We start from the raw sequence: 24,565 nt of genomic DNA, 5'->3' as shown, positions 1-24,565 counted from the left end.
GGCCTTCAGCCTGCAATCTAAAGACAATTCTATCCTAGGGCGAATGCCCTAGGATTTTATAATGCAGGCCTTCAGCCTGCAATCTAAAGACAATTCTATCCTAGGGCGAATGCCCTAGGCTTTTATAAATCAGGCCTTCAGCCTGCAATCTAAAGGCATATTCTATCCTAGGGCGAATGCCCTAGGCTTTTATAACGCGAGGCCTTCAGCCTGCAATCTAAAGGCATATTCTATCCTAGGGCGAATGCCCTAGGCTTTTATAACGCGAGGCCTTCAGCCTGCAATCTAAAGTTATATTCTATCCTAGAGAGAATTCCTTGGTAATACCAAAACATGATTTGCAGGCTGAAGACTTGATTTATAGGCATTTGCCCTGTAAAATATGCATGTAACGATTTCAGGCTGAAAGCCTGATTTATAAAAGCCTAGGGCATTCGCCCTAGGTAACACCAAAACATGATTTGCAGGCTGAAGGCTTGATTTATAAGCATTCGCCCTGTAAAATATGCATGTAACGATTTCAGGCTGAAAGCCTGATTTATAAAATCCTAGGGCATTCGCCCTAGGTAACACCAAAACACGATTTGCAGGCTGAAGGCTTGATTTATAAGCATTCGCCCTGTAAAATATGCATGTAACGATTTCAGGCTGAAAGCCTGATTTATAAAAGCCTAGGGCATTCGCCCTAGGTAACACCAAAACATGATTTGCAGGCTGAAGGCCTGCCTTATAGTAACCTAGAGTACGCTAAAACAATGCAAAAAAGCCTAAATTTTAATGAGTAAAGACAAACATAATCTTTGCTAGCATCTTAAGATGATTTGCGGCCAAAGTGGGTTGCTATATCAGCATCTGTAAGATTTACACAGCCTTGTAAATTAATATGCTTTAATTGTAGTAACGAAAATTGGGTTACTAGAACACTAAGATGCTCTTTAGTCATCCAGACGCAATTTGAAAAGTTAAATTCTGTAATATCACGATCATCCCTTGTGCCTGTAAGCTCAATTAAAGCTCTACGGAATTGCGTTGGACTTAAAGGAACATTTGCATCGAATACTACCGCAGCACCAGATTGCTTACTCGTTTTAATCCAACCACTTAACCATGTCTGAAAAACCTCTTCTGTAACAACAGATGATACTACAGACTCAAGCGTCTTACCAAAAAACTCCTCTGGTGGCCTATCAGATTTAATCTTTGGAAGTGATAGAGGCCCACTTACAACCTGAATTGATCCTTTTCCCGTCCTACTCTTTAAAGCATCCATATGCGCATCTGTTACCCAAGAACAATTGGAAAAATCCACACCTTGAATGTTTGTTCCTTCCCTTCGTAACTCATCTAATATCGCTGCAAACTGATATGCTGATATTGCAGGTTTAGCACTGAACGCAAGGAGAATAACTCCCTTATCGAGTGATACGCTCATATCTTTTTGAGCTTTAATCCAATGATTAACTGCTGCTACGTCCCAAGGTTCGGAAAAAGATGTCTCCTCTCGTACACTAGGAACTATAACAATATCTCTTGTAACAACACCCTTACTATCCCTTTCAAGCCCGCTTATGCATTTTAAATGCTGAGCACGCACCCAATCACAACCAGATAAATCTATCTTAGTGGTATGTCCTTTCTCTCGGGCTTTTGTTAAAATATCCCTAAATACATCTATAGTTAATCGTGTCTGAGGATCAAACTTTATTTCTCCCTTTTTTCTCAAATAAACTTCTGCTGGAATATCTCCTAATGTAAGATCTGAGCGCTCTGTAATGGCAACAGAAACAATATTTGAAACATCTTTTAAAGTAGCAAGATGCTCTTTTGTTACCCAAGGGCAATCAGATAGATCTATCTTGCGCGTTTCAGAGCTTCTTTCCAAAAGAGTTGTTAACATCTTTTGAAATCCTTGAGGAGTCATCTTCCAATCTGGAAAAAATCTTATAGGCTTAGTAGAGTCTAAGTTTTGGCTAAACCAAGCTTCTTCAAATTCCCTTTCCAATGTAGGATTCGCTTTTAACTCTTTAATAATAGGACCAGCAAGATGAGCTTTGGTGTTCAAGCATCTTACGGTTGCATTAAATGTGTCGATCAATCTTTTATCACCAAAAGCTTCAACTTTTGCTTGGTAGCGAACAAGCCTTGCTTGCACCTCTGGAATACGTATAACACCAAAAAGCCTTCTTGCCCCTGGAATCCAGGAAAAAAGATTCCATAAAACCTTTTGAGACACACCTGGCTTGGTCCATACAACTGAACCACCTATCTCTTGATACCCCTTGGCTCCCTCTAAACTTTTGTTCATACTATCTAGGTGCTTCTGGACCTGATATGAATTTGATAAATCACTATCTGATGGTAATGACATACTCTCTACACCTTAGGTTATTATCTTTAATTTTAAAGTATGTATTTTAAAATTTATTATCAAACAAAAAAACTAAGAGCATTTATTGCATTTTTACCAGAAGGTATATAATCTCGTGGGAAATAATTTAACCCCCTATGATTTTATGTCTACAGAAGAGTGGCTAGGCTTGCAACAAAGCATGCTTATATATAGTTTTTTTATAGCCTTTATTGCCCTATTTATTGCCTGGAAAAACCTCTTTTTTCAAGTGCCACCCGTGCAAAAAAATGCTCCTTCACTCTCTTTTTACAGAATGCTTGGAGCCTTTCTTGTATACATAATTATCCAGCTTTTAGTAATTCCCCTATTTCTTTTGGGCATCACTATAAAAGGTCTTATATCTGGCGAAAAAATGGTTACCATGTCAGCTTTCCTTGTAAACTGGCTACACATAGCAGCTATTTTTCTATCGATGCTCGTAATCATTTTCTATCTTAATAGGCCTGGAAAAATCATTTTAAAGCAGCTCTTTTGGAAGAAAGGCTCGTTTTTTAAGGATGTTATCTTACCATTTCTCTATGGAACTCTTAGCGTGCTTATAGCGCTTCCCGTTGTAAAATTTCTAGGAAGCAGCATCGCTCTCATTGTTTTTCATTTTTTTCATTATATGGAGCCAGAGCAACTCATTGTAAAAGTACTAAAAGCTTTAATAGATACCCCCCTTCTTTTCTCTCTTTTTGCATTTGCTATAATTGTCCTTATTCCCTTTATTGAAGAAGTTTTGTTCCGCGGTTTTTTGCAAACTTATCTCAATGAAAAGTGGGGCAAGAAAGTCTCCTACTTATTATCAGCTCTTGTTTTTGCATTCTTTCACTTTGAATATTCCCTTGGTATTGGCAACATTGAAGTTCTTTCATCTCTTTTTGTTATAGGTCTTTTTTTAAGCCACTTGAAAGAAAAAAAAGGCACTCTTTGGGCTCCTATTGGCTTGCATGCAAGCTTCAATGCGCTCAGTATTTTAGCACTCATGCTAGGGTTTGAAAACGTAGCATGAATAAATCCTATCCCACAATCACCTTAAAACAAGAAAGAGAGCAATCATGGCTCTTTGGACATCCTTGGATTTTTTCTAAAGCCTTAAAAGAATCTTATCCTATTCCACACGGCTCTCTTGTAACTGTTCTTAATTCCCTTGAAGAGCCTCTGGGTATTGGTTACTTTCAAAAAGCCAACACCATTGCCATTCGCATGATGAGCTCTCTTGTAGAAACCATTGATACAAGCTGGTTTTTGAAAAGATTTACAGCTCTCAAAACTTATAGAGAGTTCTTTTTAAAAGAAGAAACAACAGCCTATAGACTTTGTTATGGAGAAAGCGATCAGATCCCAGGACTCGTTATCGACATCTACAATCAAATGGCTATCATTCAAGTCAATACAAAGGGCATAGAGCTACTCCTTAGCTCTATTTTAGAAGCACTTTCTCTGCTCGACATAAAAGATCACGTAGTGATTGCCGAGAGTCAATCTGCAAAAAAAGAGCAAGTTTTAGAAAGTATCCAAACAGCATCCAAAGAGTCTATTATTTGGGCAAAGGAAAACTCACTTGAAATTGCTATACCCCTACATAAGGCGCAAAAGACTGGCTGGTTTTGTGACCAGAGAGAAAATAGAGCTCTTGTTACAAAAATTGTAAAAGAACATACATTACACTCCGTTCTCAACTTGTTTTCATATACAGGAGGATTCTCACTTGCAGCCTTAAAGGGATGTGCTAGACATGTTGTCAGCGTAGATGTCGACAAAAACGCTCTATTACTATTAAAAGAGATGGTCGAGAGAAACAACTTAAAAGGTCGTCACCTAGAAATTGCATCGGATGTTTGGGAATATCTAAGGAGCGAAAAAGAACTCTTTGACCTTGTCATTGTAGACCCTCCTGCTTTTGTAAAACAAGCAAGTAAAAAAGCAAACGGCATGAAGGGCTATCTCGATCTTTTTAAGATGAGCATACCCAAAGTTAAATCTCAAGGGTTTTTGATGATTTATTCATGCTCTTACTTTATTACAGAGGAAGACTTGAATTGGATCCTTCGAAAAGCATTTGTTGCAACCAAGCGTACTTTCCAAACAATTTCTCAATTAAGCCAAGGCTTTGATCATCCCGTTCCTGCCTGGTTTCCAGAAGGAAAATATCTTAAAGGCTTTTTGTTAAAAGAATTACCTCCACTGTAAGTTTGCAACTCTTTTATGTGCCTCTGCTGCTGAAATACGATGAGCTGGATCCACTTGCAGCATCTCCCAAACCAAGTGCTGCGGTGAATTTTTGTTTGCAGGCTCTAAAAGCCAGTTAGGAGAAAGATTCGCTATTCTTTGAAGCACTTCAGGATTAGTTTTTGCATTATCCCAAGGAAGAGAAATATCTACAATTCTTGCTAAAACACACCCAAGAGCCCACACATCATGAGCCGTACTAGCTATCCCTTGAAAACCCGTTGCTGCCGTACTATTAATAGCAGCTTTAGCATATTCTGGGGACATGTACAAGGAAGTTCCACAAAACTTCTGTTTTGCTATTCGATCATTTTGAGCGCAAACAAATCCAAAGTCAGCAACATGTGTTTGCAATTTATTTGTTTCTTTATTCCTGCTTAAAAAAATATTAGCAGGCTTTAAATCCCTGTGCAAATAACCTCTTTGATGCATGAGAGCCACAGATCCTATCACTTCATCAAAAATGCTTTTCTTTTCTTCTAATATTAAGCCAAACCCCTTGAAAGCCCCTCCTAAATCACCCGCATCACAAAGCTCTAAAATAAGGCGCTGCTTTTGAAGATTACCCGCTCTATTTTGGTAAGTCACATCACTTACAAGCCTTACAAAACCATTTTCATTACCAAATCTCTTAAGATTTTCAAGCTCATTGTCATCTGCTATTTTAAGACCTGCTGATGCAAATAATTTACCCGTCTCTAATTCTACTGCAAGTGTTACAACCTTTGCATAACCTGTTCCTAAATGCCTATCTCCTAATTTCTTACGATTCAAGAGAACAAAAATGCGTCCCTCTTTGGTCACTTGAATGGTTCTTGCTAAACCTGTCTGTCGTGGACGAAGATAAATATCAGATCCTTTAAGCTTAGCACTTTCTAATAAAACCTCTCTATGCTCATCGACATAATCATAAATCTTTTTGGCAGTGTCAGAACTAATGTGAGATGCGCCCTCAATCTTATATTGTACAACTTCTCCAGAGGCAATATCTATTGTACGCCCTGCAACTAACAGCGTAACGCTCTGGTTTGTGTTGTAAGAGAAGACTACATCTCCAATTGTAACTTTAATATCTTGTCCCGATTGTCTAGCTCTTGCTAAATAGCTGGCCTTATTTGCATCTACATGCTTATATACTTCTTTTATCGTCTCTAATTTGAGTCCCGGAACTTTTTTTTGCAAGTTGGATCGAATAATCTCGCCCGTATTAAAATCAAGTACTCTTCCTGCAACTTGCAACAATATAGAACCATTCTTGTCATATGCTAGTTGCACTTTATCATTTATAACAACGTTGATCCGCTTTTTATTTTGTGCTGCTGCTAAAAGCTGAGCCTCTCCATTCTCATCAATTTCTCTGTAAATGGCTCGTATATCCTCTGTAGATAGTTGAGGAGCCATTCTTTGCAAGTGCGAGGCAACAATTTCTCCTGTATCAAAATCTATCGATCTCCCATCTGTAACCACATTTACAGAGCCATCCACTCGGTAAGTAATCGATAAGTGACTGTCCCCTTCCGTTACATCAGATCTATTTTTTTGCGCATCTAAAAGCCTTGCCGACCTATTAACATCGACGTGTTCATAAATCTGCCTTATCTTTGTAGGTGTTAAATTAGGCGCTGCATCTTTGAAAAGGGAGCCTACAAGTTTTCCTGTATCAAGATCGATAATACGCCCAGCTACATGTAGATGTACATGCCCTTCTTCTGTATAAACAACTGACAACTTGCCAATTTTTTCTGTTATATCTTCCTGCTTTAAGGCTGCAGCCTCTAACTTCTCTTGTCTATTAGCATCCACCTGTTTATAGACCTGTTGTATTACATCAACAGAAAGCCTGGGCATTGCCGCTTGCAAACGAAGAATTTGCACATCTCTTATTTTAGCAACACTTTCTGTGTCGTCTTGAGATGTTTTTGAAGTCACTTTTCCAGAAAGGGTTGTGGACGCTTCCGCGTTGCCAGCAGCTTTTAAACTCTCCGTTGCTGCGCGATCAACTCGCTCTTGCAACGAACTTTTTGTACTGCCTGTAGAAAGTTCATGCCTTGGCTCCATTTCAGGAGAACGTGCAGAAAATGCTATATCACTCATAATGCACTAAAATGAAAATTTTATTTACTATTTTAACAAATGCATCTTTACCCTCTTTTTAGTAAAGAAATTCTTTAGCTTCTCACTAAAAGTTTTCTTTGTTATAAATATATCATTACGGACAAGTGAGCTTTTGAGTTTATTTCTATATGTTTAAATATTTTTCTGTTTTAGCACTGATACTCACGCTTCTCACAAGTTGTGATTTGGCAAACCCTCCACCTAAAAATAACTCTAAAAAAACTACAAAAAATGAAGAACAATCTATAGACTTGAGCTATAAAGACTTAGTTATTGCAAACAATACCTTTGCATTCGATCTTTACGCTCTTTTAAAAATAAATCCTAATGAAAATGTCCTATTTTCTCCATATAGCGCATCTGCAGCGCTGGTCATGACAGCTCTTGGTGCCAAAAGAGAAACTTGGGAAGAGATGCAGCACACTCTACACTGGACAGATGGCCCCTTAGAACTTGCAAAGGCTCAAAAAGCACTCAATCAACACTTACTTCAAACAAATTCTGATTCATTAACTCTATCTATTGCAAATGCCCTTTGGGCTCAAAAACATTACCCTCTTCTTCCCTCCTTTCTAAAACTCATCTCTAGTGATAAACTAGGTAAAGTTTTTTCAGTAGATTTTAAAGACTCAGAAGTAGATGTTGCATCTCTTATCAATCAATGGGCAAAGAAAAATACAGAAGAGCGCATCTTCAACTTAATCACAAAAGAAGATATTGAGCCCTCGACAAACCTTGTTTTAACCAATGCTCTTTACTTAAAAGCTTCTTGGGAACAAACCTTTCTAAAAGACAATACACAGCAAGCCCCCTTCTTCTTAAATACAACAGAAATAACTTCTGTTGAAATGATGCAGCAGACAAGCTCTTTTCCCCTATTTCAAGACTCCAATCTCTCAATTATAGAACTTCCCTACAGTGCATCTTTTGGTTACTACATCTTGCTTCCAAAGCAGCAAGATGGCTTAAGTAAGCTAGAAGAAAATCTATCATCTGTTTTCGTTGAACAATTGCTCACAAAGCTCAAAATAAAACCTGTTTCTCTATCTATGCCTCGCTTTAAGATATCTTCCCACATCGACATGAACAATGCCTTAAAGGCTTTGGGAATGGATTTACCCTTCTCAACAGATGCTGATTTTTCTGGCATCGATGGCAACCAAAATCTCTTCTTAAGTAAAGTGCTTCAAAGTACATGGATTGCAGTAGATGAAGAGGGAACAGAATCTGCTTCTGCAACTGCTTCTATCATGAATCTAAAGGCAATGCGAACAGAACCACAAGAGTTAATTGTCAATCATCCCTTTATCTTTTTAATTATTCATAAAGACTCAGGCTCAATCTTATTCTTAGGGCGTATTGTCAATCCTCTTTTAGGCGAGAATTAACAATGCCTTTGCGTATCGAACACTTTGGACTTTCTAATGTAGGCCTTGTACGACAAAATAATGAAGATGCCTGGGAAGCACTACCGCAGCACAACCTATATGCCCTAGCAGATGGTCTTGGAGGAAAAAACTCTGGTGAAATTGCAGCAAGAGCTGCAATAGAGGAAATAAGTTCATGCATACAAAAAAACCCTCTATTTAACGATACGGCAAAAGATGACCAAGAGATCATAAAGGCACTGCATGCGGCCATTGTTGCAACAAATTTAAAAATCTGGGAAATGGCAAAAAGCGCACCGCACTTGAATGGTATGGGAACAACACTTACCCTAGCTCTTTTTTGGGACAACAAAATCATCTTAGGAAATGTAGGTGATAGCCGAATTTATAGAGTACGCTCTGGTAAATTAGAGCAACTTACACATGATGACTCTCTCGTCTTTGAACTTTTACAGTTTGGACTCATTGATGAAGAGGAAGCAAAAGTCTTTCCTCTTAAACATGTCATCACCAAATCTATTGGAGGAATTGCAACTCTTGATCCTTCTGTCTCTTCTCTTCCCATTGAAAATAATGATATTTATCTACTCTGTTCTGATGGTCTACACGGCCTTGTAGAGAACTTAGAGATTTTGTCCATTCTACAAAAAAATGACTCTCTAGAAAACATCTCTCACAACCTTATTAAAGCAGCCTTATCTAAAGGCGGTCATGATAATGTGACTGTCATAATCATCAAGACCTTATTATAATTAATTTTTTTATAGCATTAAATCCTTCGCCAACCTATATATAAAATAATTAATATACCTTTAGGAGATAAGGATCATGGCGGACAACAACACCATCAAAGAAGTAGGCTCTACTCATCACACACAACAACATAATATGGGAACAGAAAATGGCTCTACACTCGTAAAAATCACTCACCATGGGCACAAATTTACTTACTCACCCTCTACAGGATATTATACATCTCAATTACAAGAAAAACCTTTATGCAATACAAATGATCCTCACTTAGAAGCTCTTACAAAACATATACAATCCCTCTTTCATGAGATTGCAAAACATTCATCCAAAGCAGATAGCAGTTCAACAACAGCTACTGATCATCCCAAAAAAATCACTTCAACAAAAATTAAATTCAACGACAGTACAGGTGAAGCAGTTATACGCCAAACTGATGAAAGTGGTGCTCAACGACGTACCACTATAAAAATGGAAAGTGGTTCTATGAAAAAACTAGAGCATTTAATGGAACAAGCTATAAAAGCAGGCTCATTTAATCTAACTCGAACAAAAACAGAAGAAAAAACTAATCAGAATAAACATAGAAGTAATACAAGCAACCAACTACAAGATATCTCCACTAAATCCTCTACTAAAACAGCATCTATAAAGCCTCAAAAACCCTTTACCCACCTTCCCAAATCAACTGCAAAAATTTCGAGCGATAAGAAAATAGAAATAAAAGATGAAGCAAAAAGAAACGCAAAACGCACTCGTGAAACCCAAGAAAGATTCAAAAAAGAAATAATTAAAAAAATAGATTTAAAGGTTGATATCAAAAAGTCATATTAACGGATACAACGGGTGCTACGAATGCATTGGCATTTCTTCCTGCATATGTAAAGAAAACGCCTACAAAGAGACCTAAATTTTGACTAAAATTGTATTCTAATGATGGAGACATGCTCAATTGATCTGTAGATGGACCGCCTACTGTTGCAACTGTATTAAAGGCAGTAACGCCAGGATTTCCCTTAAAACGAGATTGATTCTGATGCGTATAAACAAAATCCGTTGCTAGCACCCAGTTTTGAGTGATCTGATATTCATAGGATAATAAAGCAATGGTTTGACATCCAGGAAACACAACACCACCTGTTCCAAAACCTCCTCCATATCCATTAAAGCCATTGACATGTACTTTTAAGGGATATGCATAAAACAAATTAGCATAAACATTTAATAAATGCTTATTAGGCAAAAGAAACTGTTTTTGTACAAAAATGGCTGCAAGTGATACAAAAGCTCCATTACCTGTCCAGTCTGCTAGGAGTTTATTTGGATCTAACCTTTGATATTTACCTGTAGGAAATGTTTCTTGAATAGCAAACACAACAGAGGGCTTTAAACTTTTATCATCTTGCGACATAAGCAAGAACTCTAACATGATAGATTGATCACCAAAGTGAATGTAATCTCGTCCTTCTGTTCTGTTATAGGTTGCTTGTAGTGTAAACACTATATCCATCTTCTCCGTAAGACCTGTGGAGAGAAATGTGTAGGGGACTACAGCCAAAAAAAAAGGTTCTTTTTGCAAGCCCCAATTACTTGTATATTTTTCATGACTTAGTTGAACGGGAAGATAGGGTTGTACGTTGATCTTGCCTACTTCTATCATTGAGGCTTGAAATGCAATTACAGTACCCGTAAACCAAGGTTTGTAAAGAGCGTCATCATACCCATACAAATTAACTATTGCAAAAAACGATAAAATGCATGTTAAAATGTTTTTCATAAACAACTCATATTAGACATAATAGACTTCTTGCATAATTAGCTTTGCTTAGAAAAATTGCAATTTTTTGAGTAGATTTATTGATAAATTTTGAGAGCATATGTGAACATATTGTTGAAAAATTTAACGATAAAGATGCAAAAAAAGACAATTTTAACAAGCAAATGTAATTACGCAAGAAGTCTAATGTAAGGATCTTATCTCCTCTTTGAATCAAAGTACTTTTTTGGCTGTTCTCCAACCCAAGATTACTCCGCTTTTGCTTAAATTCCAAGGCAAAAATCAATTCTTGAACTTGTTTGTGTATATATACGTGTTAGGTGGGCAAGTATTGCATTGTTTGTAAGAAAATGGGCTTAGCTCTAATTTTTTCCACCCAATTTTGTCGCGCCTTTTTAGGCATATACATGACACAAGAGCCGTGATCTTTGTTTAATTTATCGAAAGACTCTTCAAGCTGGCTGGCAATTTTTGCATCTATATCAGAAGACCTTGTACGCATACCAAGCTTATAATAAAAACCATGAGACTTCCAAGAGGCCTCTAAAAGCAGGCGCCCTTCACAGTGATTCGCGTAACCATACTCCATTGCTGCCTGCATAAGTGCAGTACCAATCCCCTTATATTTTTGTTTCTGTAAAGAGAAAAGTTCTTCAACAATTATCTTATCCACCTCTCCAATATTTTTTCGTCCATAACCATAATAATCATCAAAATCACTCAAATTTGAGTAGTTTTTACTTCCATAGCCCCTACCAGCAAGAATTCTTATCCAATCTACTTTAATATGTCCTAATAATTCTTTACCTAGATGAGCCTCAAATTTTATCACCCCATAGTTAAGATCTTTTCTTACTATTGTTACAGGTATCTCTTCATTCTCTTTCTTAGAATAAATGCACGCTATACCTGATTCCATAGTAGAAGGGGTCGTTGTACTAGTAGAAGTTGTAATGCTAGTGGAAGAACTGGAATGAGTAGTTGTGGCCTCCTCAACAGACTCTATTCCAATTGCTTGAATTTTGGTAGGATTTACAGGAATAGGATTTAAAGCATCTCTTGGAAAAATATGAACTACAATATAGTAGGCTGCTAATGGAATTCCTAACGTTAATATATGAAATACTACGTTTGCAACTCGCCTCAAAAAAGTTTGATTCTCACAAAGTGGATGACTAAACAAGTGATTTGAATGCGTGCAAGCAAAAGCAGCATTCATTACTATAACATTACTCATAAAAGTTACTCCTTTTTGGAAAGATTGTACACCATTCAGCACTTTTTAGTAAACTAAATATTTTAAAATATGATAGAAAAAAGTTAATGGTAATAATGGATTTGAAAAATGGCATCATCTTTTTTTTTGAAAGACTGCGCTCTTATCGGAGTTTCAACGGGAGAATCCGTAACCTCTTTACTCCAATTTAAAGAAGTCATTGCAAAAATCCCTTTGAGCTCAATCTATCACCATTTTTGGGGAGGAAGATTACGTCCCTCTTTTATCCATCCAGACTACCACAATGACTTTGCTTATTGGGCGCACTTTTCCTTGCATGATAATATCCTCTCAGAACGGCTTGGTATCATTGACCCAAGGGAGCACAACGATCTAGAAGATTTGCGCAAAACTCTTATCGAAATTATCGAAACACGCCTTGATGAAAAAGAATTTATACTTTGGACAAAGCAGGAACAAAAGTTTTATTTTACTCGCTCTGTAATCGTTGTATTTGATACCCCTCTTGTCGTAAACCACCCATCTGAACTGAAAAATATTATACCCTTATTGCCAACAAGTTCGATCTTTTACCATTTTATTGATGCAAGAACACGTACCCCAGAAAAAGAGGATGACTTTACCTACTGGATCAAGGAATCTGGAGAAGATTATCAAGAGTTACTGGGCAAAATCGCATTAATCGATCATTACTTTCTCTCTTTGCCAGAAATTAAAACAAAATTAATCGAAATTTTTACTAAAGAGTGGAGTTAATAACCTGAGTTTTGAATTCAAATGACTCAGGGTTAGAGGGGATTCTGGATAAATTTTTAATCATTTTTGCAAAGTCCATATTCAAAAACTATAAACGAGCAAAAAGATTGAACAGTTGTCAGAAGATTCCTAAGATTGAGTAATTTAAACCCAAAACTCAGGTTAATATATGGCAAATATTTTAGACCCTTATAAAGCACTTCTTGGACCAGAATTAATCGATCAACTCTATCAGATCTCTTCGCTACTCAAAAACATCAAAGTTTTGCATATTAACTCTACCAAACTAGGTGGAGGTGTTGCAGAAATTCTTGGAAAAATGGTTCCTTTTATGAATGCTTGTGGGCTGGATACAAAATGGGAAATATTCGAAGGAGATCCTCTCGTATTTCAATGTACAAAGCAATTTCACAACTTATTACAAGGCAAAAACGCTTCTATGCCAGGACTTTCTATGCTCCATGCCTATGAAGAGGCTAATGCAAAAAATGCAGAACGCTTAAAACCTCTATTAGAAGAAAGTGATATCGTGTTTATACATGATCCACAGCCATTGGGATTATTACAACACACTACACAACGCAAAGGAAAATGGATATGGCGCTGCCATGTAGAGACTTCAGAGCCTTCTCGACGTGCCTGGCAATACTTAAAAAAATACATTTCTGATTATGATGCTACCATATTTTCTTTAGAAGACTTCACACATGCTCTTCCACACCCTATCTACCTAGTGACGCCTAGCATTGACCCTTTAAGTGAAAAAAATATCGAATTAGATGATGCTGAAGTAACTTCTGTATATAACAATTTTGGTATCGATAACAAGAGACCTACCCTACTCCAAGTATCTCGATTTGATCGTTTTAAAGACCCCATTGGGGTCATTGAGGCTTTTCGCCTGGCAAGAAAATTTCATTCAAATTTACAACTAGTTTTAGCCGGTGGAGAAGCTACAGACGATCCAGAGGGTGAAATCATCCTCAATGAAGTCAAGCAAGTTGCAAATGGTGACCCAGACATCCACATTTTACTGCTCCCAGCAGATGCGCATCGCGCCATCAATGCACTCCAGCGAGGCGCTACTATCATACTTCAAAAGTCCCTAAAAGAGGGCTTTGGGCTTACTGTAACAGAAGCTCTTTGGAAAGCAAAACCTGTAATTGGAGGAAACACTGGAGGCATACGTTTACAAATCATTAACCACCATACAGGCTTTCTTGTTAACACTCCAGAAGGCGCTGCACACCGCATTCGCTACCTCTTACAATACCCAGATATTGCAAAAGAACTTGGCATTAACGGTAAGCGCTTTGTCAAAGAGCAGTTTCTTATTACACGTCATTTAAGAGAGTATCTAACGCTTATGACAACACTTTTATTTCCTAAGGGTGATCGCATCAATTTTGTAAGGAGCCCATGATTAAGTGTTCTTTAGAAGATATACCCTCTTCTGTATACCGCCTGCAATTAAGCGAGTATTTTCCTATCAAAAAAGCAATCCTTCTTATACCTTATCTTGAAGCGCTTGGCATTGAAGGTCTCTACTGCTCTCCTATCTTTCTTAGCTGTAGCTCCCATGGCTACGATGTTTTAGATCCAAACCGCTTAAATCCTTTACTTGGTACAATGGATGAATTTGATCTACTCTGCTCTTCACTCAAAGAAAAAAAAATGAAGCTCATCTTAGATATCGTTCCAAACCATATGAGCATCAAAAAAGCAGAAAATAAGTGGTGGTATGATGTGCTGCGATATGGCAGAGAATCATCCTTTGCAAGCTACTTCGATATCAACTGGGATATTGAAAAAAAAGGATTAGAAAACAAACTTCTTTTACCTATTCTAGAAGCCTCTTATGGATATTTATTAGAAAACCAACAAATACAGCTTATCTTTGATCAAGATTTTTGGATTGCTTATCGCGACTATAAACTGCCCCTCTCTTCTCGCTCTCTTTCTTTAATTCGCGAACATGGAAAAGAAACAGAAGATTTATTAAAGCTCTTTAATGGCACTATAGGCGATAGTAGTAGTTTTGAATTACTCCATCAGCTCCTAGAAATCCAATGTTTCCGCCTAGCTTATTGGAAAGTTGCAGGGCAAGAGATCAACTATCGCCGTTTTTTTGATATCAACGAGCTTGTTGCCATCCATATTGAAAATGAAAAGGTCTTAAACGAGCATCACAAATGGGTCTTTGATTTACTTACTGCAAAAAAAGTGCAAGGCTTGCGCATCGATCATCCAGATGGTCTTTATGATCCAACAGAGTATTTTAATCGAATTAAAGAAAAAAACCCGACTCTTGTTATCGTTGAAAAGATTTTAGATTGTGATGAATCTCTTCCAGAAGACTGGAATGTCAATGGAACAGTTGGCTATGACTTCCTCAATATCTTGAATGGTATATTTATTCAAAATAAAAATGAGGCTAGCATTCGCTCCATCTATGAGTCCTTCATTGGAAATACAATAGATTTTAAAACATTACTCTATGAAAGAAAAAAAGTATTTGTTCATAGGAATATGTCTTCTGAAATTAGATTTCTTGGCAAACTTTTAAGCGATCTTGCTGAAAAAAATAAATATTTTAGAGACTTTACAAAGATCGAGCTTACACTTGCAGTCAAAGAAATCATTGCCTGTTTTCCGGTCTACAGAACCTATATTCGAAAAGAAGAGCCCATAAGTCATCGTGATAGCAAATTCATACAAGAGGCAATTGAACTTGCAAAAAATAAAACTCCTGAAATTGATCTTTCCATCTATCAATATATTAAGGATATCTTTTTACAAGACAAACAAAAAGACTCCATCGATTTTGTACTACGCTTTCAACAGATCACAAGTACGGTCATGGCCAAAGGTCTTGAAGATTCTGTATGCTACATCTATAATGCTCTTCTATCTGTCAATGAGGTTGGTGGAAGCCCTCTCAATTTTGGTTTTTCTAAAACAGAATTTCATCAATATAATAAAGATCAGCTTGCAAAATGGCTTGGGTTTCTTACGACATCGACACATGATACAAAAAGAAGCTATGATATGCGTATGCGCCTTAATGTATTGAGTGAGATCCCACAAGAGTGGCAAGATATTCTCACACTGTGGAAAGAAGTCAATTGTAACTTTAAAACAGAAATTCAAGGCCTATCTTATCCAGAGCGTAACACTGAATATTACATCTATCAACAACTGCTTGGCATGTGGCCAAATGAAGAAGAGAAGGGATTTCAAGAGCGTTTTTGGAATTGCATCCTAAAAGCTATCCGAGAATCGGGCGTCTATACTTCATGGCGTATTCCAAACCCAGAGTATGAAGAAGCTGTAAAACGATTTGTAGAGGCTATTTTTCATGAGGGAAAAAAATTTTTACCCTCATTCTTGAATTTTGAAAAAAAACTTGCTCTCTTAGGCTCATATGGATCTATCAGCGGTATCATTTTAAAAATGGGTTCATGTGGTATTGTTGACATTTATCAAGGAAATGAATGGCTCACTTATTCTGCACAAGACCCTGATAACCGCCCAGTTTTAGATGAGGCAAGTTGTGTGCTTACACAAGAGTCCATGGAAAAGCTTTTTGAGCTTATTCTAGATGGTCGTCTAAAACAGCAACTTACTGCTCTGGCTCTAAATTTTCGAAGAGATCACAAAAGACTTTTTTTAGAAGGAGATTATATTCCCATCAAAGTTCAAGGCGAGCTTGGAGAGCATGTAGTTGCTTTCATGCGAAAATTTGATAAGGAGGTAGCTATTTTTGTTGTAGCACGCTATTACAATGCTCTTCTTAAAGATTCAATAAAACCATTAGGAGACGTCTGTTGGGGTAAAAACACCCTTGAAATTCCCGAAGAACTTGCATTACATGACCTTTTTACAAACATTTCCTTTTCACAACAAAGTATACCTCTTGGAAAAATATTTAATAGCCTGCCTGTTGCTATTCTAACTAATGTTGAGGTAAAACCATGAAACTGGATCTTGGAGCCACTCTACACACAGACAACAACGCTTTATTTAAGGTATGGGCACCTCTTCAGCCTACTTTAAGGTTAAAACATAATAAAAATATCTATATGATGGAAAAAGATGAAAAAGGATATTTTCACTACTGTTTAGATAATGTTTATGAAAACGATTATTATTCTTATATCTTTCAAAATAATATAGAGCGTGCAGACCCTGTTTCAAGATACCTTCCAGACGGACCTTTTGGAATGTCTTGTATCCTAAACCCTTCTTCTTTCAAATGGAATGATGAAAAATGGAAAAAGCCGAAAAAAAATGATCTAATTTTCTATGAATGTCATGTAGGTACTTTTACGAAGAAGGGAACTTTTACAGAAACCATTTCAAAACTTAACTACCTTAAAGAACTTGGTATTACATGTCTGGAAGTAATGCCCATTACAGAATTTTCAGGAAAATGGGGCTGGGGTTATGATTCTGTAAGCTTATTTGCCCCTCACCACCACTATGGAACACCTTCAGAGCTGAAAAATCTCATCAATTGCTGCCATGAAGTGGGAATAGCTTTTTGCCTCGACATCGTCTACAATCATTTTGGTCCAGAAGGCTTCTTTTTAAATGAATTTGGCCCCTACCTTACAAATCGTTATCAAACGCCTTGGGGAGAAGCTGTCAACTTTGATGGTCCTTATTCTGATGAGGTAAAGCATTTAATCATCCAAAATGCGCTCTACTGGGTGCATGAATTTCATGTGGATGCACTCCGCTTAGATGCCCTGCACGGAATCTATGATAACAGTGCTCACAGATTACTCGATCAACTAAGAGAATCTGTTGGAGATGACGCCTACTTAATTGGCGAGAGTGATTTAAATGATAACAGACTCCTTTTACAACACAAGCTCGATGCTCTTTGGAATGATGACTTTCATCATGCTCTTCATGTTACACTAACTTCAGAGCAACAAGGTTACTATCAAGATTTCCAAGGGATTAAAGATCTCAAAACCATCTTACAAGAAGGTGTTGTTTATGGAGATAAATACTCTTCTTTTCGCAGGCGCCATCATGGCAATTCCTTCAAAGATATTCCTCATAACAATCTTATAGCTTTTAGCCAAAATCATGATCAAATTGGAAATCGCGCGCTAGGAGATCGGCTAAAAGTACCTCTTGAAGTACAAAAAGTTGTAGCCTTTTTTGTTATCTTGGGACCTTTTCTTCCCCTTATCTTCATGGGAGAAGAATATGGAGAAAAAAATCCCTTTCAATACTTTGTGGACTGTCAAAATAAAGATCTTTTTCAACAAATTTATGAGGGAAGAAAAAAAGAGTTTCAGATGCAAGGAACATATGCCCCCGATATTCAAGCTTTTTTAAAATCCAAGCTCTCCTGGGAAATTAATCATGACCTCTTTACTATATACCAAACACTCATAGCCTTAAGAAAGCAGTATCTTCTTCATGAATTCCATCTTGATCCTATACAAAGTGAATATTCTCTGTTTTGGCACTACGGCAACTCTGTCCACCTATTTTGCTGTTTTCAAGAAAAGCCATGTTCCATTACAGCAAAAGCTCAAAACATTTTATTTCAAACAGGCTCTATATCCACTCAAGAGAACACCATTTCATTCAAAGGTCCCTCAGCGATACTCTATACCTAAATGCTCTTCGATAAATTGTTCATCAATTTTTCCTGTTACTGGCTTACCAGCAACTAGAGATAGTTTCCTTCTAAGTTCTTGTATGGTGTGTTTTAAATGAATTGCCATTTGCTTATGTAAAAGAAATAGCTTCTTTAAAACATCTTTTTGACTTGGCGGAGCCTCTTCAATTTTAGCTGCAATATCCCAAAACTCTCTTTTTAAATTCTTCTTATACAACATTACTTCTTGTAGGCCTTCTAATTCTCTTCTCAAGTGAGTTTCTTTTTCAGAAAGCTTTTCTATCTCCTGTTTCAAGGCTCTTCTTATAATTATTGCCTCTCTTCCCGCTTCAGTTTCTGGACTTAAAGCTGATGCACAATGAAAATCACTATTCATCTTTGCTAAAAGAACTTTCTTATTTTTAAGTTCTGCAGAATCAGAGTGAAAGGTCTGTCTAAATAGGCTAATAGCTTCTTCAATTTTTGGCTTTGATCTTGCTGGCTGGACACGCTGCAATGTTTTATCTCTGTCAGTAATTTCGATAATTTTTCGAATTGCTTTTTTACTAAAATGCACATTTGAAGCTACGCGCTCAACCATTTGCAAGTGAACTCTTTTTATCTCATCATCTGATAAAGGAGATACAACTATTTCTCTTAATCTTCCTGCAAAGGCATCATTTCCTTTTAATGTATCTTTATTATCTTTGCTACCATACTCTTTTAATGTTGTAAGACCAATAAAATGGATGGCTCTTGGGCCAGGTTCCAGCCTAGTTTTTAAAGCTTCAACAAGCTTATTTAAGTTATGAGCTTCGTCAAATGCAAAAATCACCTCTTTCTCATACCCTTTTACACGATTTATAATACGTTCTAGAAGTTGGAAAGGTGTATCATAACTGGAAGTCTTGCTTAACAGCATGGCATTGATATAGAAAATTTTTTTATTTTTAAGCTCATTTGGAACATTTCCAGATACAATTCGATACGCTAGCTGATGAAGAAGTGTTGTTTTACCACAACCAGAATCACCAAGAAGCATGGGATGCAAATTATTTTCACTACTTGTAGAAAGTATTGAAATAAGCTCTCCAAGCTCTTCCTCTCTTCCATCTGCTAGTGGTAATAAACCTTGGTAAGCCTCATCTGTAAAGTTACGGATATCATAACCTAATTGATTGGGACATGGTCTCAAACAATTGTACCAAAGGATTAGAAGCAAAATAAGCACAATAGTTATGCCAGCAGTCATCGTACAAAGCTGCCAAAATACAGGAATAATGGGAGCTAAAAATCCTCCTATAGCAAGAGGCACTAAAAGTAGGCCAAGAAGTAATTGAACCAAGAAACTTGCCTCAAATGCATTTTCTGGAGGAGTTCTTTGATCTGGAAAAAATGCGCTTTCAATCGTAAATACAATATTTTCAATAAAATTTCTTACTTGTACATAAACTCTTCTACACTTTAGCTGAAACGTATCTTTTACGTTTAACTTGCTAAAGCGTACTTCTGCAAGTGCTTGAATTGTTTCATCTAATGAAATTTCATTATTAGTTATCTTGTAAAGCTGCTTCCAGTTCTCTTCTAACTTATCCAAAGAAAAAAGTTCTGCAAATTCTGTCAAATCTATCTTTAAACTAGCAATAAAGGGTGCAATATCTTGCAAGACTTTTTGAATAGTTTCCTTTGATGCCTTTGTAAAAACAGTTTGGAGCCTTTTAAATTTGGCACTTGTATGACTGATGCGTCCTTGTAATAAAAGCCCTGATTCTGCTTTCAATGCTAAATGATCATCAGGTTGGATAGCTTTTCCTTGTATTGTCACCCGATCGTGCAAAGAAGTTATGGTCTTCTCTAAAGAAGCAAGACTTTCAAATCCAAAATCATGAATAAAGTTATTATATTCTCTAACAAATACAACCATAATCCTCCAAGAATCAACTATTAGGATAAAGTAAGAAAGCCTTTTTCAAAAAACAATTACTCTTTTAGCCAAAGACTACCCTGCCAGCCGTTTCGGCTGATCCTGCCCACCCTGTTATTATTTATACACAAATAAGTTCAAGAATTGATTTGTGTATAAACAACATCCTCGAGAGCTTGCTTTCTGGCAGTAGAGTTCATCATGTCCCACATCGCCTTAAAGCCAGGGCATGTCTTTAGTAATTCATCTTTGGGGCCCTCAGCAATCTTAATTCCCTTGTCCAAGTATAAAATTTTGTCCGAGTCTTCTATTGTTGAAAATCTGTGAGCAATTAATATTTGTGTAACATGCCCTTTCATCTCCTTAATAGCTATTTTAATACGATTTTCACTAATCGCATCAAGTGCTGATGTAGCTTCATCCATAATTAAGATAGGAGACTTTTTAACAAGAGCCCTTGCAATAGCTAGACGCTGCTGCTGACCACCCGACAAATTTTTTCCAGACTCTGCAAGCACCATTTGGTATTGATTAGGAAGATTCTCAATAAACTCATCTGCATAAGCTCTTTTTGCAGCGATGCGTACTTCTTCTTCACTAAACGACTTACCAAAGGAAATATTACCCTGAACAGTATCGATAAAAAGAAAGGGCTTCTGAGATACAAAAGCCATATTTTCCCGCAAAGATTTTTGTGTATAGGCATCAATTGGCTTGCCATTGAGACGAATAACACCCTTTTCTACCTCATACAACCTAGGAATGAGCTGCACGATCGTAGATTTTCCAGAACCCGTAGGGCCAACGATTGCAAAGCTTTCGCCTTTTTTTATAAAAAAACTTACGCCCTTTAATACCCACTCATCCTCGTAACGAAACCAAACATCATCAAACTCAATGCTCTCCAAATTTCCATCAAACTCAATTGCTCCTGGCTTGTCCTCAATCTCTGGTTTTAAATCGAGTACCTCGTACATTCTTTCTGCAGCAATCACGCCTCTTTGAATCTGAGAATTTTCTTCTCCAAACTTCTTGATAGGCTCATAGAACTGATACAATAATCCACAAAATACAATTAGGCTTGATACTTGCATTTGAAGAATATATAAGCCATAAAAGAGAACTAAAGCTAAAAACAGGCCTCCTAATGTATGTAAAATGGGCCTTGCAATGCTGTTATATTTAGCATTTTTCTCTTCCAAATAAGCCATTTGATCGTTTTGTTCTTTGTATTTTCTGATAGAAAAAAGTTCCATCGCAAAGATCTTTACTGTCTGTATACCCGCAAGAAAGTCTATCAATACAGATGTAAAAGTCTCTTGGTTCTTTTGAATACGCCTGGACACTCTTTTGACACGCCCTGTCAAATAAACAATTGGCAATACAACTAGCGGTATTCCCACAAAAACCACTAAAAATAATTCAAAAGAGATATAAATACACAAAAGTGTATTGGATATCATAAGAAAAGGCGTTTGCAAGTAATTAATGAGGGCTGAGTTAATGGAGCCTGCAACAACAGATGCATCTCCTACGACTCTAGAAGATAAACTTCCTAAGTTATGCTTTTGATAAAAGCTCATAGGAAGCGTCTGAATGTACTCAAAATAGCGCTGTCTTAAATCTCTACTAACTCGTATCGATATAAGCTGCGTAAAATATTTAATACCAAAAATTGCAGCGGCTTTAAATATTGCAACCAATACAACAATGACAATCATGAGTTTTGCATTGCTAGAAACGTGAAATTTCTTATCCAAATCCAGAATTATTTTTTTAAATACATCTTCTTTACTCTTATCAAGCTCTTTTGAAGGATTTTCTTGAACGGCTTCTTTTTTATCTTGAGAAGGTACATCTCCATTTTGAGCAGAAAAAACAGTCGAACCAGACGTAAGAAGACCAAGTGTCATAAATTCCATTGAAGAGCCAATTGTCATAGCAAACATGGAAATAAGGGTAAAACACATAAGCAAATAGTGCTTACGATTCTGAAATGCTGTCTTTAAAAGTAATCTCATCTATTATTGTGCCTTAAAAATTATGTATATATAAAGACGCCGTACAAAAAAATTATACAACTAAAAACTTACCCATTTTACGAAATTTAAGGTACCTGCGTTCCACCAACATTTTTGGTGGCATACCCTTGAGTATATTCCACTGATCGACAATATAACTTTTCACCTGACTGTAAACAAAAGGAGGATCATAATGTGCACCTCCTGGAGGCTCTTTAATGATATTATCAATAATATCAAGCTCCAAAACATTTTCAGCATTAAGTTTTAAAGTAGCTGCCGCAAGCTCCATTTTACTTGCATCTTTCCAAAGAATCGATGCACAACCCTCTGGGGATATTACAGAGTAATAAGAATGCTCTAACATACCTATTGAATCACCAACTGCTATTGCAAGAGCACCTCCAGAAGAAGCCTCTCCTATCACAACAACAATAATGGGCGTATTGAGCCTTGCCATTTCCTTAAGATTCTCTGCAATTGCCCAAGCCTGTCCACGCTCTTCTGCAGCAAGCCCAGGAAATGCTCCTGCAGTGTCCACAAAAGTTACAACAGGCAACTTAAACTTTTCTGCTATCTTCATTAAGCGAAGAGCCTTTCTAAAGCCCTCTGGATGAGGCATTCCAAAATTACGATACATTCGAGACTCTGTGTCATTACCTTTTTCTTGCCCAATAACCACACATTTAATGCCACCAATTTTAGCAAGACCTCCCATAATTGCATGATCATCCGCAAAATACCTATCCCCAAACATTTCGACAAAATCTTCACAAATATGATTAATATAATCAATTGCGTGAGGACGAAGTGGATGTCTACAAATAGTAACTCTTTCCCATGGAGTAAGCTCGGAATAAACTTTTTTACGTAAATCCTCTAGCTTGCCTTCTAATACCTGTATATCTTCAGTGGAAAAAAGAGAACTATCTTTCTTATGATGTTCTTTAAATTGTTGGATCGTTTTCTCATATTCTTGCATCTGTTTTTCGTGAGGTAAAAGATCCATGAGTCCCTATTTTGTTGCAGATTCTGCTTTTGTTACATCTTCCACACCTGGTAGACGCACATCATTAAAGTTCTTTACAATTTGCACTGTTGTTGGCTTTGTAATGACGATGGCATAAAGCTCTTCTATGTCTTTTGTAGCAAGACGAATACAGCCATCACTTTCATATTTTGAAATACATTCTATATTTTCTAAAAGCTCACCCTTTTTTCCATCTACATTGACATTAGTCCAAGGGGCTCCATGAATCCCATAGCCCCTTGCAGGGGCAGTTGTTCCCTCAAGCTCTTTATCAAAGGGAATCCACCTTGTACCAAAAACACGAATCATCTCAGTAGTTTCATGATGAAATAAGCCCATTGAACCTGGCTTATAAGTGACAACTTTACTTCCAAGAGAATATTTGCCCAAGGGCGTAAGACAACCAGATGGACTATTTGAATCCAATCTACCAAGACCTACATCATAAGTTTTTAGCAATACTCTCTTATTTTCTTGTTTATCTAGCGCATAAAAAAACATCTTAGAACAAGAGATATCCACTAAAAGAAAAAATTCCACCTCTTTTCTAAGAACATTAAATCGATCACCCTCTGCAACTTTTTGAGTCAAGTAATCTACTTTTCGGTTTAAACTGCGAGCAATGAAATGTTTTGAGGTAGCATAATGCGTTGCATAATCACCAAGCCATGCGGATCTTCCCTGCATCCAAGAGACCCTTGCTTTGTAGGTAACAGTCTCAACAAAAGCATCGAGCTTATTTTGGTCTACATCAAAAAGCTCTTGAACTCGATCAACTTCTGACAAGGGGTTTTTTGAAAAAACGATGAGGACAGGCTCTTTTTTTAAAGAGTTTTTTTGATCTATTTTCTTAATTGAAGAAGATTCTTTAGATTTAGCTGCTTGATTAAGCTCTATTTCAACTGAAGATCCAGGAACAGATTTGCTCACCGTTTTATCAGGTGTATCACTACTTTTTCCTTGCTTCTTTACCCATGCTGCTACGCCAATGACTATAAACAAAATTAAGGCAAAAATAACAAAGAGCCTGGAAAACGACATCTTTTCTCCTAACTAGATCCTAAATAAAGAGATCCATTATCGATGATATTGCCCTTTTTTGCAACCTCTCAAAACTTAAGAGGAATTCTTGAACTTGTTTGTGCATATATGTTATATCTCCAAACATTTAAAAATAGACTTCTTGCATAATTAGCTTTGCTTAGAAAAATTGAAATTTTTTGAGTAGATTTATTGATAAATTTTTCAAGCATATGTGAACATATGCTTGAAAAATTTAACGATAAAGATGTCAAAAAAGACAATTTTAACAAGCAAATG

17 protein-coding genes are annotated in these 24,565 nt (G+C 36.8%); 9 read left to right on the top strand and 8 right to left on the bottom strand.

The genetic code is table 11. The features are described 5' to 3' along the window. Positions 1-811: 811 nt before the first annotated feature. Positions 812-2,368: a hypothetical protein gene (locus P4L16_01190; protein ID MDR3623737.1), complete on the bottom strand. Its 1,557-nt coding sequence runs from the start codon at positions 2,366-2,368 to the stop codon at positions 812-814. A 115-nt stretch (positions 2,369-2,483) separates the two neighbouring features. On the opposite strand from P4L16_01190, the gene P4L16_01185 reads away from it, so the two are divergent. Both P4L16_01185 and P4L16_01180 read left to right on the top strand, forming a co-directional pair. After that, positions 2,484-3,404: a type II CAAX endopeptidase family protein gene (locus P4L16_01185; protein MDR3623736.1), complete on the top strand. Its 921-nt coding sequence runs from the start codon at positions 2,484-2,486 to the stop codon at positions 3,402-3,404. Beyond that, entirely contained in the window at positions 3,401-4,585 is a 1,185-nt protein-coding gene (locus P4L16_01180) for a class I SAM-dependent rRNA methyltransferase (GenBank protein ID MDR3623735.1), read from the top strand. Before P4L16_01185 ends, P4L16_01180 begins: the two co-directional genes overlap by 4 nt. Here the strand turns inward: P4L16_01180 and P4L16_01175 are convergent. Next, positions 4,571-6,718: a protein kinase gene (locus P4L16_01175; GenBank protein MDR3623734.1), complete on the bottom strand. Its 2,148-nt coding sequence runs from the start codon at positions 6,716-6,718 to the stop codon at positions 4,571-4,573. The two genes, P4L16_01180 and P4L16_01175, sit on opposite strands and share 15 nt — an antisense overlap. A 149-nt stretch (positions 6,719-6,867) precedes the next feature. Between P4L16_01175 and P4L16_01170 the strand changes: the two genes are divergently transcribed. The 3 genes from P4L16_01170 to P4L16_01160 all read left to right on the top strand — a co-directional run bounded on the left by P4L16_01170 (position 6,868) and on the right by P4L16_01160 (position 9,711). Continuing rightward, the gene (locus tag P4L16_01170) at positions 6,868-8,127 is read left to right on the top strand and encodes a serpin family protein (protein MDR3623733.1); all 1,260 of its coding nucleotides are present in this window, start codon (positions 6,868-6,870) and stop codon (positions 8,125-8,127) included. Between the two features lie 2 nt (positions 8,128-8,129). After that, a complete protein-coding gene (locus P4L16_01165; GenBank protein MDR3623732.1) occupies positions 8,130-8,879 on the top strand; it encodes a Stp1/IreP family PP2C-type Ser/Thr phosphatase in 750 nt (249 codons plus the stop codon). 76 nt (positions 8,880-8,955) lie between these two features. Beyond that, the gene (locus P4L16_01160; GenBank protein ID MDR3623731.1) at positions 8,956-9,711 is read left to right on the top strand and encodes a hypothetical protein; all 756 of its coding nucleotides are present in this window, start codon (positions 8,956-8,958) and stop codon (positions 9,709-9,711) included. On the opposite strand, the gene P4L16_01155 is transcribed toward P4L16_01160, so the two are convergent. Together P4L16_01155 and P4L16_01150 are read right to left on the bottom strand one after the other, a co-directional pair. Next, on the bottom strand, positions 9,695-10,654 hold the full coding sequence (locus P4L16_01155) for a hypothetical protein (GenBank protein ID MDR3623730.1): 960 nt from the start codon (positions 10,652-10,654) through the stop codon (positions 9,695-9,697). The two genes, P4L16_01160 and P4L16_01155, sit on opposite strands and share 17 nt — an antisense overlap. 316 nt (positions 10,655-10,970) lie before the next feature. After that, complete coding sequence (locus P4L16_01150) at positions 10,971-11,891, bottom strand: GNAT family N-acetyltransferase (GenBank protein MDR3623729.1); 921 nt, start codon at positions 11,889-11,891, stop codon at positions 10,971-10,973. A 108-nt stretch (positions 11,892-11,999) separates the two neighbouring features. On the opposite strand from P4L16_01150, the gene P4L16_01145 reads away from it, so the two are divergent. The 4 genes from P4L16_01145 (at position 12,000) to treZ (ending at position 18,289) form a co-directional block, all read left to right on the top strand. Beyond that, positions 12,000-12,647 carry a DUF5752 family protein gene (locus tag P4L16_01145; protein ID MDR3623728.1) on the top strand — a complete coding sequence of 216 codons (648 nt, stop codon included), beginning with the start codon at positions 12,000-12,002 and terminating at the stop codon, positions 12,645-12,647. Between the two features lie 169 nt (positions 12,648-12,816). Next, complete coding sequence (locus tag P4L16_01140) at positions 12,817-14,070, top strand: glycosyltransferase (protein ID MDR3623727.1); 1,254 nt, start codon at positions 12,817-12,819, stop codon at positions 14,068-14,070. Continuing rightward, the gene (gene treY / locus P4L16_01135; GenBank protein ID MDR3623726.1) at positions 14,067-16,625 is read left to right on the top strand and encodes a malto-oligosyltrehalose synthase; all 2,559 of its coding nucleotides are present in this window, start codon (positions 14,067-14,069) and stop codon (positions 16,623-16,625) included. Before P4L16_01140 ends, treY begins: the two co-directional genes overlap by 4 nt. Continuing rightward, a complete protein-coding gene (gene treZ, locus P4L16_01130; protein MDR3623725.1) occupies positions 16,622-18,289 on the top strand; it encodes a malto-oligosyltrehalose trehalohydrolase in 1,668 nt (555 codons plus the stop codon). The genes treY and treZ overlap by 4 nt, the downstream gene beginning before the upstream one ends. Here the strand turns inward: treZ and P4L16_01125 are convergent. The 4 genes from P4L16_01125 to P4L16_01110 form a co-directional block, all read right to left on the bottom strand. Further along, positions 18,269-20,194 carry an AAA family ATPase gene (locus P4L16_01125; protein ID MDR3623724.1) on the bottom strand — a complete coding sequence of 642 codons (1,926 nt, stop codon included), beginning with the start codon at positions 20,192-20,194 and terminating at the stop codon, positions 18,269-18,271. The genes treZ and P4L16_01125 overlap by 21 nt on opposite strands. A gap of 137 nt (positions 20,195-20,331) precedes the next feature. Continuing rightward, positions 20,332-22,215: an ABC transporter ATP-binding protein gene (locus tag P4L16_01120; GenBank protein ID MDR3623723.1), complete on the bottom strand. Its 1,884-nt coding sequence runs from the start codon at positions 22,213-22,215 to the stop codon at positions 20,332-20,334. A 52-nt stretch (positions 22,216-22,267) separates the two neighbouring features. After that, positions 22,268-23,224 carry an acetyl-CoA carboxylase carboxyltransferase subunit alpha gene (locus P4L16_01115; GenBank protein ID MDR3623722.1) on the bottom strand — a complete coding sequence of 319 codons (957 nt, stop codon included), beginning with the start codon at positions 23,222-23,224 and terminating at the stop codon, positions 22,268-22,270. A 6-nt stretch (positions 23,225-23,230) separates the two neighbouring features. Next, on the bottom strand, positions 23,231-24,286 hold the full coding sequence (locus P4L16_01110; protein MDR3623721.1) for a L,D-transpeptidase: 1,056 nt from the start codon (positions 24,284-24,286) through the stop codon (positions 23,231-23,233). Positions 24,287-24,565: the final 279 nt, after the last annotated feature.

This window comes from Chlamydiales bacterium (assembly GCA_031292375.1).
GTDB lineage: Bacteria > Chlamydiota > Chlamydiia > Chlamydiales > VFKH01 > JARLHF01.
Note: the sequence above shows the minus strand (reverse complement) of the source record. Positions and strands in the feature narration are given on the sequence as shown.